Below are 14,187 nucleotides of genomic sequence, written 5' to 3' on the forward strand. Positions count from 1 at the left end.
CTATCCTCAACTCAACTGATTTCTAATGAAAATAATGATCAAAACACTGCTTTCAGCACTCACCTTGAGCCTGATTGGTTTACAAACAGTCCATGCAGACAGTAAAACGCTTGAACAAAACTTCAAAAAAAATTATCCAGAGATTCCGGTTAAATCAGTAAATACATCACCATTACCGGGGATTTATGAAGTTTATGCAGCAGGTAAAATTATCTATACCGATGAAACAGCCAAATATCTTTTTTTCGGTAATTTACTCGATGTACAAAACAAAAAGAATCTGACTGAAGATCGCTTAGCCGAGTTAAGCAAGATTGATATTAAGCAACTCCCTCTTGATCAAGCGATTAAATATGTAAAGGGTAAAGGCGAACGCACGCTCTATGTGTTTAGCGATCCTGATTGCCCTTACTGCCAAAAGCTCGAGCAAAATATGACTTCAATAGACAATGTCACCGTCTACCTGTTCTTGTTCCCACTTAAAAATTTACACCCTAAAGCTGAAGCTGTTGCCAATAAAATCTGGTGTGCTAAAAATCAATATGAGGCTTGGGAAGATTATATGTTGCATCGCAAAGCACCAAAAAGTGCGACACAATGCGAGACACCTATACAGAAAAATTTAGCCTTAGGGCAGAAGCTGCAAATTGATGGAACACCCACATTATTCCTGCAAAATGGAATGAGACTTTCAGGTAGCCCGCAAAATGCTGAGCAGATTGAACAGCTTTTACAAGAAGCTAGCAGCAAGAAATAAAGATAAAATATGGAGGCTTGTTGACTCTTTTGCCAGTAAGGAGTCGCAAGTCGTTCTCTAAAAAATCAATTATACTCATTTGATTTTAAATAAATTATAATAATAAAAAGATCAAAAATCGCTTTTTCCCCTGCCAAGATTTATACAAATTCCTTATTTACATTTTGCCGCAAGCTTTTATGATGAGAACAGCATATTGAGTTCTGCTATGCAAAGGATGAAAGCAGATCAACATGAGAAAGGAAAAATAAAGATGAAAAAATTGCTCATTGCGAGTTTAATCACCCTTGCAAGCCATACGGCGTTCGCCGCTGACAGTAAAAATGCTACCACTGATGTGTTTGCAAAAGCCACTCAACTCTATGAAGCAAAAGACTACAATGCAGCCTTTCAGGAAATGCACCGTCTGGCAGATACAGGAAATACCCAAGCGATTTATAACCTCGGTTATATGCACCAGATGGGGCAAGGAACAAGTAAGGACGATAGAAAAGCTTTGCAATACTATCAGGATGCCTCCAACAAGGGCTATGGCAAAGCCAGTTTCACGCTTGCCCAGCTCTATCACACAGGTGATCTAGGGGTCGCAAAAAGCGATCAGAAATATAAAGAGTATTTGGATAAAGCTTCGAATCAAGGTTCAGAAGAAGCAATTGTTGAATCTGCAAATATATTATTCAGACAAGGTAAGCCCGAATACGACCAAATGGCTGTGCAGAAACTATTACCGTTGTTAAGAAAGAACTATTACCCAGCTGTGCATTTAAAAGCGATTTATGATTTAAGCTTGGGGGTAAAGAACAAAAACCCATTTATGCAGCAACAGTCAGTTGAAACACTTAAAGATTTAGCAAAAAAAGGGTATGCACCTTCTCTAATGGTATTAGGAAATATGCTAGCGAATGGCGGGATCGTTACACAAAATCTGGAGGAATCCAGATCAATTTTCAGCGGCTTAGCTAAACAGAATTATCCGAATGCAAAAGAGTCTTTAGCTAAAGTTGATGAAGCTATTGCTGCGAAAAAAGCTGCGGCAGCTCAGACACCTAAAAAATAATTTATGCAGCAGCACTTCACTATGTAAGTGCTGCGGCATATGACTTAGAATTGCTTGCTGACTTTAATTCCCGCACTCCAGTTACGACCATCGGCAGGTTCATAATATCGGCCATCTTGAGGTTTTTGATTCCCACTACTATCATTAATAATGACCGAACCAATATAATTTTTATCAAATACATTATCTATTCGGGCAAAACCATTGATACCCCAATCTGCATATTTCCATGCATATCCCGTATAGACTGAGGTAACAGTATAGCTTGGTGCTGCATCACTATTGATATCATTAACATAAACTTTATCCATATACTGTGCATCTACACCCGCATAAAAGCCCTGCTTAGGCTTCCACGCCACCCCCAAAAAAGCTTGGTTCTTAGCAATACCCGGAATTCTATTACCAGATGGAACAGCAGCAGCAATTACCGCCCCTTTATCATCCAATTTCACTGGAATATTAGCATCAAACTTGGCATCTAAATAACCATAACTGGCATTCATTTCTAAGTCTTTCCAGAGCTTTTTGTTCCATGCCAACTCCCCCCCTTGACGTAGAGTTTTATCGGCATTCCGAAAGGTCGCACGTCCATTTGAAGTACCTGCTGAAACAATATCATCTTTGGTTTTGCTTTGGAAAACAGCTAAAGTAAAATCACCAAACTGATTTTGTGATTTTAAGCCGAGTTCATAGTTATCACTGGTCGATGGTTTGAGATCAAAGTTAAATCCAGATTTGTCCTTATCTGCTTGATAAGCCATTTCAGTAAACGTTGGGGTTTCAAATCCTTTGGCATAGCTGGCATAAGCCAATAACTCAGGCGCAATTTGCCAGCTTAAGGCAGCCGATGGTAACACCTTGTTATAATCCGTTTTATCACTATCATTGCCATTGCTTAAATAATGATCCTTAGATTTATAATGCACATTGCTATAACGTACACCAGTATCTAAACGCCAAGTCGGTAAAAACTGCCAAGAGGCTTGTAAATAGGGATCGACATTCCACAAAGTATTGTCTTCATCGCGACGCAATGTGCCTTTCACCCCATAAGATGGCGAACCATTAACGAGATTAAAGTTCTCATATCCTTTACGATCTTCATCCATGCTATCAACAGCAAGCCCTGCGCTCAAGCTTGTATTCGGCAATAGTTCTTTCCCTGTCCAACGAAAATCAGCACCGTAATAATTGCGTTCAAAATCAATCACACCACCAGCGTGATTAGGATTTTTTTGCGCGGATTGGGGAATTGACTGATATTGAGTCACCTGACGATTGCCGAAATACGCCATCGCATACAGTTCATGCTGATCATTAATCGGTTTAGACCAAGTCACACCCGTTTGCGTTTGCTCAATGTCTTTACGAACATTGTAGCTATTCTTCGCATCATTAACTTGGCGAGGATTTTGCTGCCATTGCTCTCGGCTCAAACCTTGTGGATCATTCGCATGAATCTTGACATAGTTTGTGACCCAGTTAATTTTCGTGCCATCATCCAAGTTCCACGTCAGTTTCGCATTATTTAAGACTTTTTCTGCACTGCTATGATCACGATAGCCATCGGTATCAAAATAAGAGGAGCTGACGATATAACTCGGTTCATTCTGGTTTTTAGCGCCACCCTGTAACACGATACCTGCACGATTTTTATTATGGCGACCACCAGCATAACTCATCTCAATGGAGTCTTTACCCTGCCCCTCTCGAGTTGTCGCCAAAATCGCCCCACCCGATGAGTTACCATACAGCGATGAAAATGGCCCCGTTAAAACTTCAAGATGGCTCAAGCTCCCCAAATCAATATTTGAGGTTTGACCTTGACCATCTGGCATCGTTGCTGGAATACCATCAGTATATAAACGAATTCCGCGCACACCAAATGTTGAACGTGCACCAAAACCACGCATCGAGAGCTGCAAATCTTGAGCATAATTTTCCCGATTACGTAACTGAACGCTTGGAATACCTTTAACAACTTCAGTTAAATTGACCTGCGCTGATTGATCATTTTTAGGCATATCGACTCTAAAAATGGATGCAGGCGTTTCCATATAAGTGGTATCTGTACGTGTTGCTTCAACTTTAATTGTCGGAAGTTGCACCGTTGACTCTGAATCAGATTCAGCTGCCCATGTAAAAGAGCTACCTGCCCCCATGCACATGGCTACGCAACCATAGAGGAGGTTAATTTTCAATGAAGGCATGAAGATTCCTTATTTCTCAAAAAATAAAAAGCGGAGTTTAAAAGTAAGATTATGATTATTTTATATTTATCTTACATATTTAACCCTTGCTACAACGGTCAAGATTAAGATTGGCCTAGATTAGCAAATAAAATTAAATACCTGCATAATTGTAAGTCAAACATTTGCCCTCATTGTATTGTTGTTGAAACAACTTGAGTACACCATGCCCGAACTTCCTGAAGTTGAAACTACCAAAACCAGTTTACTCCCGCTACTAGAGCAACGCGTTCAAGCTGTTCAAGTCTTTAATTCGAGCTTACGCTGGCCCATCCCCAATGATCTGGAAAAATTGGTGGGGCAACGTTTAACAGCGCTTAAGCGTCGTTCCAAATATATTCTGGCCGAATTTGAACAAGATCAAATGCTTTGGCATTTAGGTATGTCAGGTAGTTTCCGCCTGTGCCAGCCGAATGATGAATTGAGAAAGCACGATCACCTCATCATTGACTTTGAAGATCAACAGCTCCGTTATCATGATCCACGGCGTTTTGGCTGTATTCTTTGGCTCGATCCAGATAATCAAAGCAAGCTGATTGATACACTAGGTCCAGAACCTCTGAGTGAAGATTTCAATGCCAACTATCTGCATGAAAAGCTCAGTAAAAAAAATGTCGGCATTAAAATTGCTTTAATGGATAACCATATAGTGGTTGGTGTTGGCAATATTTATGCAACTGAAAGCCTGTTCAATATTGGCGTGCATCCAGCACAACCAGCGTCTACGTTAAGTAAGGTACAAGTGGAAAAGCTGGTGATCGAAGTTAAACGCATCTTAAAACAAGCCATTGAATTAGGTGGTTCAACTTTACGTGATTACAGTAATGCGATGGGTGAAAACGGATATTTCCAACAAACCCTCCTTGCTTATGGTCGTGCTGGAGAAATGTGCGTTAATTGCGAGACCACATTGGAAAACTTGAAGTTAGGTCAACGTGCCAGTGTATTCTGCCCACAATGCCAACCTTTAAAGCGAAAGAAAACCTAAACGATTTAAGATGTATTGAAGGAGAACAACTTTATGCAAACTGCAATTGTTCGACATATCCTCGTAAAAGATAAAGATTTGGCTGAACAGCTAAAAAAGCGCATTCAGTCAGGTGCTGATTTTGCCAAAATTGCCAAGCAATATTCTACCTGCAACTCTGCCAAACGTGGTGGCGAGCTCGGTGAAGTAAGAAAGGGGCAGTTGGTTCCTGTCATTGATAAACTGGTATTTACTGCAGCAGAACGGGTTTTACATGGCCCTGTAAAAAGCCAGTTTGGTTTTCATCTATTGGAAGTTAAATTCCGTATGGGAAATTTAAGGTAAGCAGATCGAGCTTAAACTGGCCTTTAAGCTCACCTCTTTTCCGGCTACACTTTTTCTTTCATGACATAAGTCCATGCGGTAATGGTTTCATCTGTTGCTAACTGGACTTGAGTTTGTACTCTTTGATATTGTATGCCTTCAAAATCATCCAGCATTTGCCAGTTCTGTTCTAGTTTTTCAGTACTAAACAAATAGCCTTCAACCAAAGGGTCATTCGGGTTTAAAACGATTGCAGGTAAACCTTGATCTGGCCCCCAGTCAAGGATATGAATGGTTCCATGGATCATAGCAGGCTGCCAATCTCCCCCAATCTCCCCTAAAATATGTGCATTTTCGCGATTTGGACATAAAGTGCCATATACAAATAATCGATTCATCAATCTTCCCCTTTTTAATCTGCACAGTATCTTAAAATGAAAATGTGCATCTTCCCCATCTATTTTGCCGACAATAAAAAACGGCATCTAAGATACCGTTTTTTCATACGCTGAGTGATCAGCCTTGCTTTTTCAATTCATCACGAATTTCACGCAACAATTGAACATCTTCTGGTGTTGCTTCTGGCTCAGGCGCCGCTTCTTCTTGCTTACGAATACGGTTCATCACTTTCACCAACAAGAATACAACCCAAGCCAATAGCAGGAAGTTAATCAAGATGGTTAAGAAATTACCATATGCAAATACGTTCAATCCAGCATCTTGTGCCGCTTTGAGTGTTGTAATGTTGGTTGGGTTATCGCCCAAGATCAGGAACCAGTTGGTGTAATCCACTTCACCACCCAAGATCCATGAAATCACTGGCATCACAATATCTTTTACCAATGAGTCAATGATTTTACCAAAAGCACCACCAATGATGACACCAATCGCTAAATCCATCATATTGCCTTTGATGGCAAACTCTTTAAATTCTTTAATAATACTCATATCACTCTCCAGAGTTGAACTTGATCGCAGCCTGTTTTTGCATTGTTTATTACACAGACGCAGTTATTCATCATAATGAAGATAATTTAATATTTTTATGGAAAAAAGAAAGTCATTTCACACTTTAACAACATATTTTATCCCAATAAAAAGATGAACTTATAGAACTCATCCCAATGAATTTAAAGGTATAAAAAAACCGCTAAATAAATTTAGCGGTTTTTGCATTTTTCACGAAGAAAAATTATTTATCACGATTACGTTTACGTTCATTTTCAGTTAAGTAACGCTTACGGATACGAATCGATTTTGGTGTTACTTCAACTAACTCATCATCCTGAATGAATTCAAGCGCTTGTTCAAGCGTGTATTCCATTGCAGGTGTTAAAGTTAAAGCTTCATCAGTACCTGATGCACGAACGTTAGTTAACTGCTTCGCTTTGGTAGGGTTTACAACCATATCATCAGAACGCGAGTTAATACCAATGATCATACCTTCATACACTTCTAACTGTGGCTTAGCGAATAAGCGACCACGGTCTTGAAGTGTGAATAATGCATAGCCCAAGCAAGTACCTTGAACCATAGAAATCAACACACCATTTTGACGTTTCGCAACAGTACCTGCTTTTGCTGGACCGTAGTGCGAGAAGCTTGATGTCATGATCCCTGTACCTGAAGTCATGGTTAAGAATTCAGAACGGAAACCAATCAAACCACGTGAAGGTACAGTTGCTTCAATACGGATACGGCCTTTACCGTCAACTTCCATATTGGTCATCTCGCCTTTACGGAAGCCCATTTGTTCCATTACAGAACCTTGATGCTGTTCTTCAACGTCAAAAGTTACGTTTTCGTATGGCTCTTGTTTTTCGCCATCGATTTCTTTCATGATCACTTGTGGACGTGATACGCCCATTTCGAAGCCTTCACGACGCATATTTTCAATTAAAACTGAAAGGTGAAGTTCACCACGGCCTGAAACCTTGAAACGGTCTGGGCTGTCAGTATCTTCAACACGAAGTGCTACGTTGTGAATCAATTCACGGTCAAGACGTTCACGGATGTTACGTGAAGTAACGAATTTACCTTCTTTACCAGCAAACGGTGAGTTGTTTACCTGGAAAGTCATCGATACAGTCGGTTCATCTACAGACAATGCTGGTAATGCTTCAACATTTTTAGGATCACAAATCGTGTCAGAAATGTTTAATGCATCAATACCCGTAATACAGATAATGTCACCAGCTGAAGCTGATTCAACATCAACACGCTCTAAACCATGGTAACCCATGATTTTTAAGATACGGCCGTTACGTGTATTGCCATCTTTATCGATAACAGTAACAGGTGTATTTAATTTTACAGAACCACGTTGAATACGACCAACACCGATAACACCTACGAAACTGTTATAGTCAAGTGATGAAATCTGCATTTGGAATGGACCATCAACATCAACTGCTGGTGGTTCAACGATATCTACGATTGTTTGGAACAACGGCGTCATATCTTCCGCTAATTCTTCTGGTGAAGGACCTGCAACACCACGAAGACCAGAAGCATAGACAACTGGGAAGTCTAACTGTTCGTCGCTACCACCAAGATTATCAAACAAATCAAAAACTTGATCAATAACCCAGTCTGGACGCGCGCTTGGCTTGTCAACTTTGTTGATAATTACGATTGGCTTCAAACCGCGTGCGAACGCTTTTTGCGTTACGAAACGAGTTTGTGGCATTGGACCTTCTTGAGAGTCAACAAGAAGTAATACACAGTCAACCATCGACATTACACGTTCCACTTCACCACCGAAGTCGGCGTGTCCCGGGGTGTCCACGATGTTAATGCGATATTCGGTGTTTGTACGTGCATCTAACCATTTGATTGCAGTGTTTTTTGCAAGAATGGTAATACCACGTTCAGACTCAAGCGCGTTAGAATCCATAACACGTTCAATCTCGCCTGCGCGATCACCAAGAGCACCTGATTGTTGTAAAAGTTTGTCGACTAAAGTCGTCTTACCATGATCGACGTGCGCAATAATGGCAATGTTACGGAGAGTTTTAATATCTGACATGTAATTCGATACGCTTTAAATTTGAGGGCAAATTATACAGAAAAATACTACACTTTAGTAGTGACAGTTTATTGACAGTGCACTTTTTTTCTGACGAAGTGTCATTGAATCGTTGGTAAAGCGAGCTAACTCTATTAGAATATTGGGCTAATGCCTCTCGCTTTTTATACTCCCATGTCGAATTCACAACCTCAGCAGCAGCTTGATCTGGTCTACGGACTCAATGACCGACCGAAACCTTTTGTTGCATTTTTAGCCGCTTTACAGCATCTTTTGGCGATTTTAGTCCCGATTGTCACCCCTGGATTATTGATTTGTCTGGCACTTGGCGTCTCTCGCGAAGACACCAACATGATCCTTTCCATGTCATTGATCATCTCGGGTATCGCAACATTCTTACAATGTAAAAAAGTTGGCCCATTTGGCGCAGGACTTTTAATTGTTCAGGGTACAAGTTTTAATTTTATTGGCCCGATCATCGGTATTGGTAGCGCAATGGTTGCGGCAGGCACGCCAGTTGAACAAGTGATGGCTGCCATTTTTGGTGTCGTCATTGCGGGTTCATTCATTGAAATGGGCGTTTCTCGAATTTTACCATGGGTGAAAAAGCTGATTACACCATTGGTGACAGGCATTGTTGTACTTCTGATTGGCTTAACCTTAATTAAAGAAGGTCTGATCAGCATGGGCGGTGGTTATACTGCAATGCAGGACAATACTTTTGCCAATGCCGATAACCTGATCATGTCATGTAGTGTGCTGGCCATTATCATCCTTCTTAACCGTATTCGAATTATCTGGGTTAAAAGTTCAGCCATTCTCATTGCTTTAGTGATCGGTTATATCCTTGCAGGCTTCATGGGACATTTAAACTTTGCTGTGCTACAAGATGCACCTTTAGTTCAAATTCCTACACCAATGCATTTTGGATTAAGTTTCTCTTGGAGCTTGTTCATTCCGATGGCATTTATTTATTTGGTAACATCACTGGAAGCGATCGGTGATGTAACCGCAACCAGTAAAATTTCTAATCAGCCTGTTGATGGTCCAGTCTGGATGCAACGAATCAAAGGCGGTGTACTGGTCAATGGTGCAAACTCATTCTTGGCTGGAATCTTCAATACCTTCCCAAGTTCAGTGTTTGCACAAAATAATGGTGTGATTCAACTTACAGGTGTCGCAAGTCGCTATGTAGGGATCTGGATTGCGGTATTATTGATTATTCTGGGCTTATTCCCTGCTGTTGCTGCCGTGATTCAAGCCGTACCTCAAGCGGTACTGGGTGGCGCTGTGATGGTCATGTTTGGCGCGGTTGCTGCTTCTGGCATCAACATTCTTTCAAGTATTCATCTTGATCGTCGTGCCTTGCTGATTATTGCCATTTCACTTGCTCTCGGCCTCGGTGTTGCTCAAGTTCCTCAAATCCTTGAACACTTGCCAGAGTTATTTAAAAATATTTTTAGCTCAGGTGTGGCGACAGGCGGTATTGCAGCCTTGATTTTAAATATTGTTTTACCTGAAACACATAAGTAATCCACAAACAACTTCAAGTGCCCAGTTTCACGACTGGGCTTTGTTTTTGATGAGAGATCAAAATGGATCCACGTAGTGAAGTTGTCATCAGACAGCAAGATTATTTAAATGGGCACGTCTTACTGATTAATGCGCCTCATGATCAGCTCGCAAAAAATTTACCAGATCAGGTTCAGGCATCGGTTTGGACTTGGAATTATGCTGATCATCAAGGTTTTCAAAATGCTGGCATTCACTCACATTTTTCCGTTGAGTTTCCGCAAGCCAGCTTTGATCAGGTCGTAATTTTTGTCCCTAAATCAAAAGAGTTATTGAATTATATTCTGCATGTTGTGGTGAGCCATCTCAAACTTGGGCAAAATGTTTTTCTCGTCGGTGAAAAGAAAGGCGGCGTAGAACGAGCAGCAAAACAACTACAGCCCTATGGTAAAACGCTAAAGCTGGATAGCGCACGTCACTGCCAATTTTGGCAAATGAAGATCGAAAAAACTGAACAGTTGAAACCACTTGAACATTGGTTAAAAAGCTATACAGTTCAAGTAGATCAGGATCAATTAAAGGTCTGTGCCCTGCCAGGTGTCTTTAGTCAGGATCATTTAGATGTCGGAACAGCGGTATTAGTCCCTTACCTTAGTCAAGTAAAATCAGGTAAGATTGCCGACTTTGGTTGTGGTGCTGGAATTATTAGCGCTTATTTAGCCAAGCTAAATCAGAACCAGCAAATTTTTGCACTTGATGTTGATGCATTTGCTTTACGTTCAACTGAACTGACATTTCAGAAAAATAATCTGGATCTCAATCAGTTAACTCTACAACCAGTTACAGGTTTTAGAGATGCACCCAAAGATCTGGATGCGATCGTAAGCAATCCACCTTTTCATCAGGGGATTCATACCAATTACGATGCAAGTGAAGAACTTTGCCAACTTGCGAGCGTACATCTGAAAAATTCAGGTGAATTATGGATCGTGGCAAACCGTTTTCTGAACTATCCCTCTCTCATTGAACAAAGTTTTGGTCAATGTATGGTGAAAGCTGATCAACAAGGATTCAAGGTGTTATATGCCTGTGCAAAATAAACATTTTAAGGAATTTTTATGAGCGATACATCTGCTCCTCAACACCTACAGCGTAAGCTCGGGGCACGTCACCTGAACATGATTGCCATTGGTGGATCGATCGGCACAGGCTTATTCCTCGCTTCAGGTTCAACCATTGCCAATGCAGGTCCTGGTGGTGCGTTATTGGCTTATGCCCTGATCGGTATCATGATTTATTTCTTGATGACCAGTTTAGGTGAATTAGCGACGCATAATCCAACATCTGGTGCATTCTTTACCTATGGCAGCCGTTATGTCGAAGATGGCTTTGGTTTCGCCTTAGGTTGGAACTACTGGTACAACTGGGCTATTACTGTGGCTTTCGAACTGGTTGCAGTACAGTTCATTATGAAGTTCTGGTTTCCCGATATCCCGGGGTTCTACTGGAGCGCCATCTTCCTTGCCATTATTTTTGGAATTAACGCCTTAACAGTCAAAGGATTTGGTGAAAGTGAATTCTTATTCTCGTTGATCAAGGTCGTTGCCATTATTGTGTTTATCGTCATTGGTATCTGGATGATTGCTAAAATCATGATGACACCCAATGTATCGGTATTTCAGCACTGGACGTATAAGGAAGCCCCTTTTGTTGGTGGGTTCCAAGCACTGATTGGTGTAGCCATGATTGCCGGATTCTCCTTTCAGGGTACTGAAATGGTCGGGGTTGCAGCAGGTGAATCGAAAGATCCGAAAAAGACCATTCCATTGGCAATCAAGCAGATCTTCTGGCGCATTCTACTGTTCTATATCCTTTGTATTTTCATCATCGGTACATTAGTCAGCTATGATGATCCACTGTTGTTAAAAGCAGCTCAAAGCGAGGATATTGCCCTTTCACCATTCACTTTATTGTATGAAAAAGCAGGTTTCGCTTTTGCAGCTAGCTTAATGAATGCAGTGATTCTCAGCGCAATTCTGTCTGCGGGTAACTCAGGCATGTACTCTTCTACCCGTATGTTATTTGATATGGCAAAAGAAGGCCGTGCACCAAAGTGGTTCTCAAGACTGGATGGCCGTGGCGTACCAATGAATGCACTTTATGCGACGACTGCAGTTGCAGCGCTGTGCTTCTTAACCACCTTTATTGGTGAGAAACAAGTCTTTAACTGGTTACTTAACATGTCTGGTATGTGTGGTTTCATTGTCTGGTTAGGGATTGCAATTTCACACTACCGTTTCCGTAAAGGTTATATTGCTCAAGGCTATAAAGTTGAAGATCTGGCTTATCGTGCCAAGTTCTTCCCATTCGCCCCATGGTTTGCATTTATTCTTTGTTCAATCATTATTTTAGGTCAAAACTATCAAGCTTTACTTGGTGGAAAAATTGACTGGTTAGGTTTAGTTTCAACCTATATCAGCATTCCATTATTCTTGGCAATCTGGCTAGGTTATAAGTGGAAACACAAGACCAAACTGATTGCCTATAAAGATATGAATGTGAAAGAAGGCGAATAAAAAAATTCTTTTCACTTGACCCCAATGAAAATATGAGTAAAATTTCGCTCATATTTTCAACGGCACCACATAATAGGAGGACGACAGCATGCCATTACAATCAGGAACTACACGATAAGATTTGGCACTGTCGACTCACGGACAAGTGTACAAATCGATTGATCACTTGTCCGAATGCTTTATTTAACCTGGCATTCGCTAGGTTTTTTTATGCCTGTTCGGACGGAAAAAATAATAAGAGAGAATCTTATGGGCATACAAAAAATACTCAATGCCGATGCTCAATATGGCGTTCCAGTGAAAATCTTCACGAACGATATTGATAGCGAAAGTATTGAACAATTGAAAAAAATGGCACAACTGCAATTTGTTTATTCACATATTGCCGTGATGCCTGATGTACATGTGGGCAAAGGTGCCACTGTAGGTAGTGTAATCCCCACTAAAAATGCAATCATCCCTGCCGCTGTTGGTGTGGATATTGGTTGTGGTATGAATGCGATACGGCTCAACTTAAAAGCCTCACAGCTTCCAGACAATCTCACACCGCTACGTCATGCGATCGAACGCAAAGTCCCCGTAGGCTTTGAATTACACAAGCAGGTTAAAGCAAAAGCTTCGACTATTATTCCACTTGAAAAACGCTTACAACCTATCATTAACAAACATCCGGGCCTTGTTCGCATGCTCAGGAAGTTTGATGCAACTTGGCAAAAACAGCTCGGTACCTTAGGAGGTGGTAATCACTTTATTGAGCTCTGCCTTGATGAAAATCAGGATGTCTGGGTAATGCTGCATTCAGGCAGCCGTGGTTTAGGCAATGTGATTGGCACCTATTTCATCGAACTTGCCAAGAAAGAGGCTCAGCATCGATTTGGACATGTACCAGATAAAGATTTGAGCTATTTTGCGGAAGGTTCAAATAGCTTTAATGATTATGTGGAAGCTGTTGAGTGGGCGCAGGAATATGCTTTTGAAAACAGACGTGAAATGATGCGTCTGATTTTAGAGGCGATTCGTCCGCTGCTACCGCCCTTTCAGATGACCAAAGAAGCAATTAACTGCCATCACAACTATGTCAGCCAAGAAAACCATTATGGGGAAGACTTGCTGATTACGCGGAAAGGTGCCATTCGTGCTGGCCTAGATGAATTAGGCATTATCCCTGGCTCTATGGGTGCACGCTCCTTTATCGTTAGAGGTAAGGCCAATCCTGAATCCTTCTGCTCATGTTCACATGGCGCAGGACGAAAGATGAGTCGCAGCAAAGCAAAACTGCTTTTCAGCCAAGATGACTTGATTCAGCAAACGCAAGGTATCGAATGCCGAAAAGACAGTGGCGTTATTGATGAAATTCCAGGTGCATATAAAGACATTGATCAAGTTATGGCAAACCAATCAGATTTGATCGAAATTGTGCACACACTCAAGCAAATTTTATGTATTAAAGGTTAATTCTATGAAACTGAAAGAAATGCCCAAAATCAAAGTACGCAATCCTGTTGCACTCTCCCCTTTACTACATAAAGGTGGAGTTCATGAAACTGAAAAACCGAGAGCACAGCACCGTCGTGATAGACAAAATGCTAAACAGCAGCTAAAAAAACAAAGCTGGTAAATAAACCACTCAATGCATTAAACAAATGAATAGGAAAAAGGAGCTACTAATGTCTAATTACGTATATATCTCAAATAAAAAAGCGACTCTGACGAG

At 41.0% G+C, this 14,187-nt stretch carries 13 protein-coding genes; 9 read left to right on the top strand and 4 right to left on the bottom strand.

Going from position 1 to position 14,187, the window contains the following annotated elements:
- The first annotated feature begins 34 nt into the window (after nt 1-34).
- Entirely contained in the window at nt 35-757 is a 723-nt protein-coding gene (locus A9Z07_RS11735; RefSeq protein WP_047429460.1) for a DsbC family protein, read from the top strand.
- A 253-nt stretch (nt 758-1,010) separates the two neighbouring features.
- On the top strand, nt 1,011-1,814 hold the full coding sequence (locus A9Z07_RS11740) for a tetratricopeptide repeat protein (RefSeq protein ID WP_069578863.1): 804 nt from the start codon (nt 1,011-1,013) through the stop codon (nt 1,812-1,814).
- Nucleotides 1,815-1,858: 44 nt separating this feature from the next.
- Here the strand turns inward: A9Z07_RS11740 and A9Z07_RS11745 are convergent, their stop codons facing one another.
- A complete protein-coding gene (locus A9Z07_RS11745) occupies nt 1,859-4,027 on the bottom strand; it encodes a TonB-dependent receptor (RefSeq protein WP_069578865.1) in 2,169 nt (722 codons plus the stop codon).
- Between the two features lie 205 nt (nt 4,028-4,232).
- On the opposite strand from A9Z07_RS11745, the gene mutM reads away from it, so the two are divergent.
- Both mutM and A9Z07_RS11755 read left to right on the top strand, forming a co-directional pair.
- On the top strand, nt 4,233-5,054 hold the full coding sequence (gene mutM, locus A9Z07_RS11750; protein ID WP_069578866.1) for a bifunctional DNA-formamidopyrimidine glycosylase/DNA-(apurinic or apyrimidinic site) lyase: 822 nt from the start codon (nt 4,233-4,235) through the stop codon (nt 5,052-5,054).
- A gap of 33 nt (nt 5,055-5,087) precedes the next feature.
- The gene (locus A9Z07_RS11755) at nt 5,088-5,378 is read left to right on the top strand and encodes a peptidylprolyl isomerase (RefSeq protein WP_004775379.1); all 291 of its coding nucleotides are present in this window, start codon (nt 5,088-5,090) and stop codon (nt 5,376-5,378) included.
- Nucleotides 5,379-5,422: 44 nt separating this feature from the next.
- Here the strand turns inward: A9Z07_RS11755 and A9Z07_RS11760 are convergent, their stop codons facing one another.
- The 3 genes from A9Z07_RS11760 to typA form a co-directional block, all read right to left on the bottom strand.
- Nucleotides 5,423-5,755 carry a gamma-glutamylcyclotransferase family protein gene (locus tag A9Z07_RS11760; RefSeq protein WP_069578868.1) on the bottom strand — a complete coding sequence of 111 codons (333 nt, stop codon included), beginning with the start codon at nt 5,753-5,755 and terminating at the stop codon, nt 5,423-5,425.
- Nucleotides 5,756-5,873: 118 nt separating this feature from the next.
- A complete protein-coding gene (mscL, locus tag A9Z07_RS11765; protein WP_004775383.1) occupies nt 5,874-6,305 on the bottom strand; it encodes a large conductance mechanosensitive channel protein MscL in 432 nt (143 codons plus the stop codon).
- Between the two features lie 244 nt (nt 6,306-6,549).
- Nucleotides 6,550-8,385, bottom strand: coding sequence for a translational GTPase TypA (gene typA / locus A9Z07_RS11770; RefSeq protein WP_004775386.1), 1,836 nt, complete (start codon nt 8,383-8,385; stop codon nt 6,550-6,552).
- 174 nt (nt 8,386-8,559) lie between these two features.
- Between typA and A9Z07_RS11775 the strand changes: the two genes are divergently transcribed.
- From A9Z07_RS11775 to A9Z07_RS17910, 5 genes are all read left to right on the top strand, one after another.
- Entirely contained in the window at nt 8,560-9,918 is a 1,359-nt protein-coding gene (locus A9Z07_RS11775) for a uracil-xanthine permease family protein (RefSeq protein ID WP_009514998.1), read from the top strand.
- A gap of 62 nt (nt 9,919-9,980) precedes the next feature.
- Nucleotides 9,981-10,997 carry a methyltransferase gene (locus A9Z07_RS11780; RefSeq protein ID WP_069578869.1) on the top strand — a complete coding sequence of 339 codons (1,017 nt, stop codon included), beginning with the start codon at nt 9,981-9,983 and terminating at the stop codon, nt 10,995-10,997.
- 18 nt (nt 10,998-11,015) lie between these two features.
- Nucleotides 11,016-12,473 (top strand): amino acid permease, encoded by a 1,458-nt coding sequence (locus tag A9Z07_RS11785; RefSeq protein ID WP_005259390.1) that lies wholly within the window; start codon nt 11,016-11,018, stop codon nt 12,471-12,473.
- Nucleotides 12,474-12,722: 249 nt separating this feature from the next.
- Nucleotides 12,723-13,928, top strand: a complete 1,206-nt coding sequence (locus A9Z07_RS11790; protein WP_069578871.1) for an RtcB family protein — start codon at nt 12,723-12,725, stop codon at nt 13,926-13,928.
- Nucleotides 13,929-13,932: 4 nt separating this feature from the next.
- Nucleotides 13,933-14,091 carry a hypothetical protein gene (locus A9Z07_RS17910; RefSeq protein WP_005259400.1) on the top strand — a complete coding sequence of 53 codons (159 nt, stop codon included), beginning with the start codon at nt 13,933-13,935 and terminating at the stop codon, nt 14,089-14,091.
- The last annotated feature ends 96 nt before the right edge of the window (nt 14,092-14,187 follow it).

It is taken from the genome of Acinetobacter sp. YK3, assembly GCF_001729365.1.
Taxonomy (GTDB): Bacteria; Pseudomonadota; Gammaproteobacteria; order Pseudomonadales; family Moraxellaceae; genus Acinetobacter; species Acinetobacter vivianii.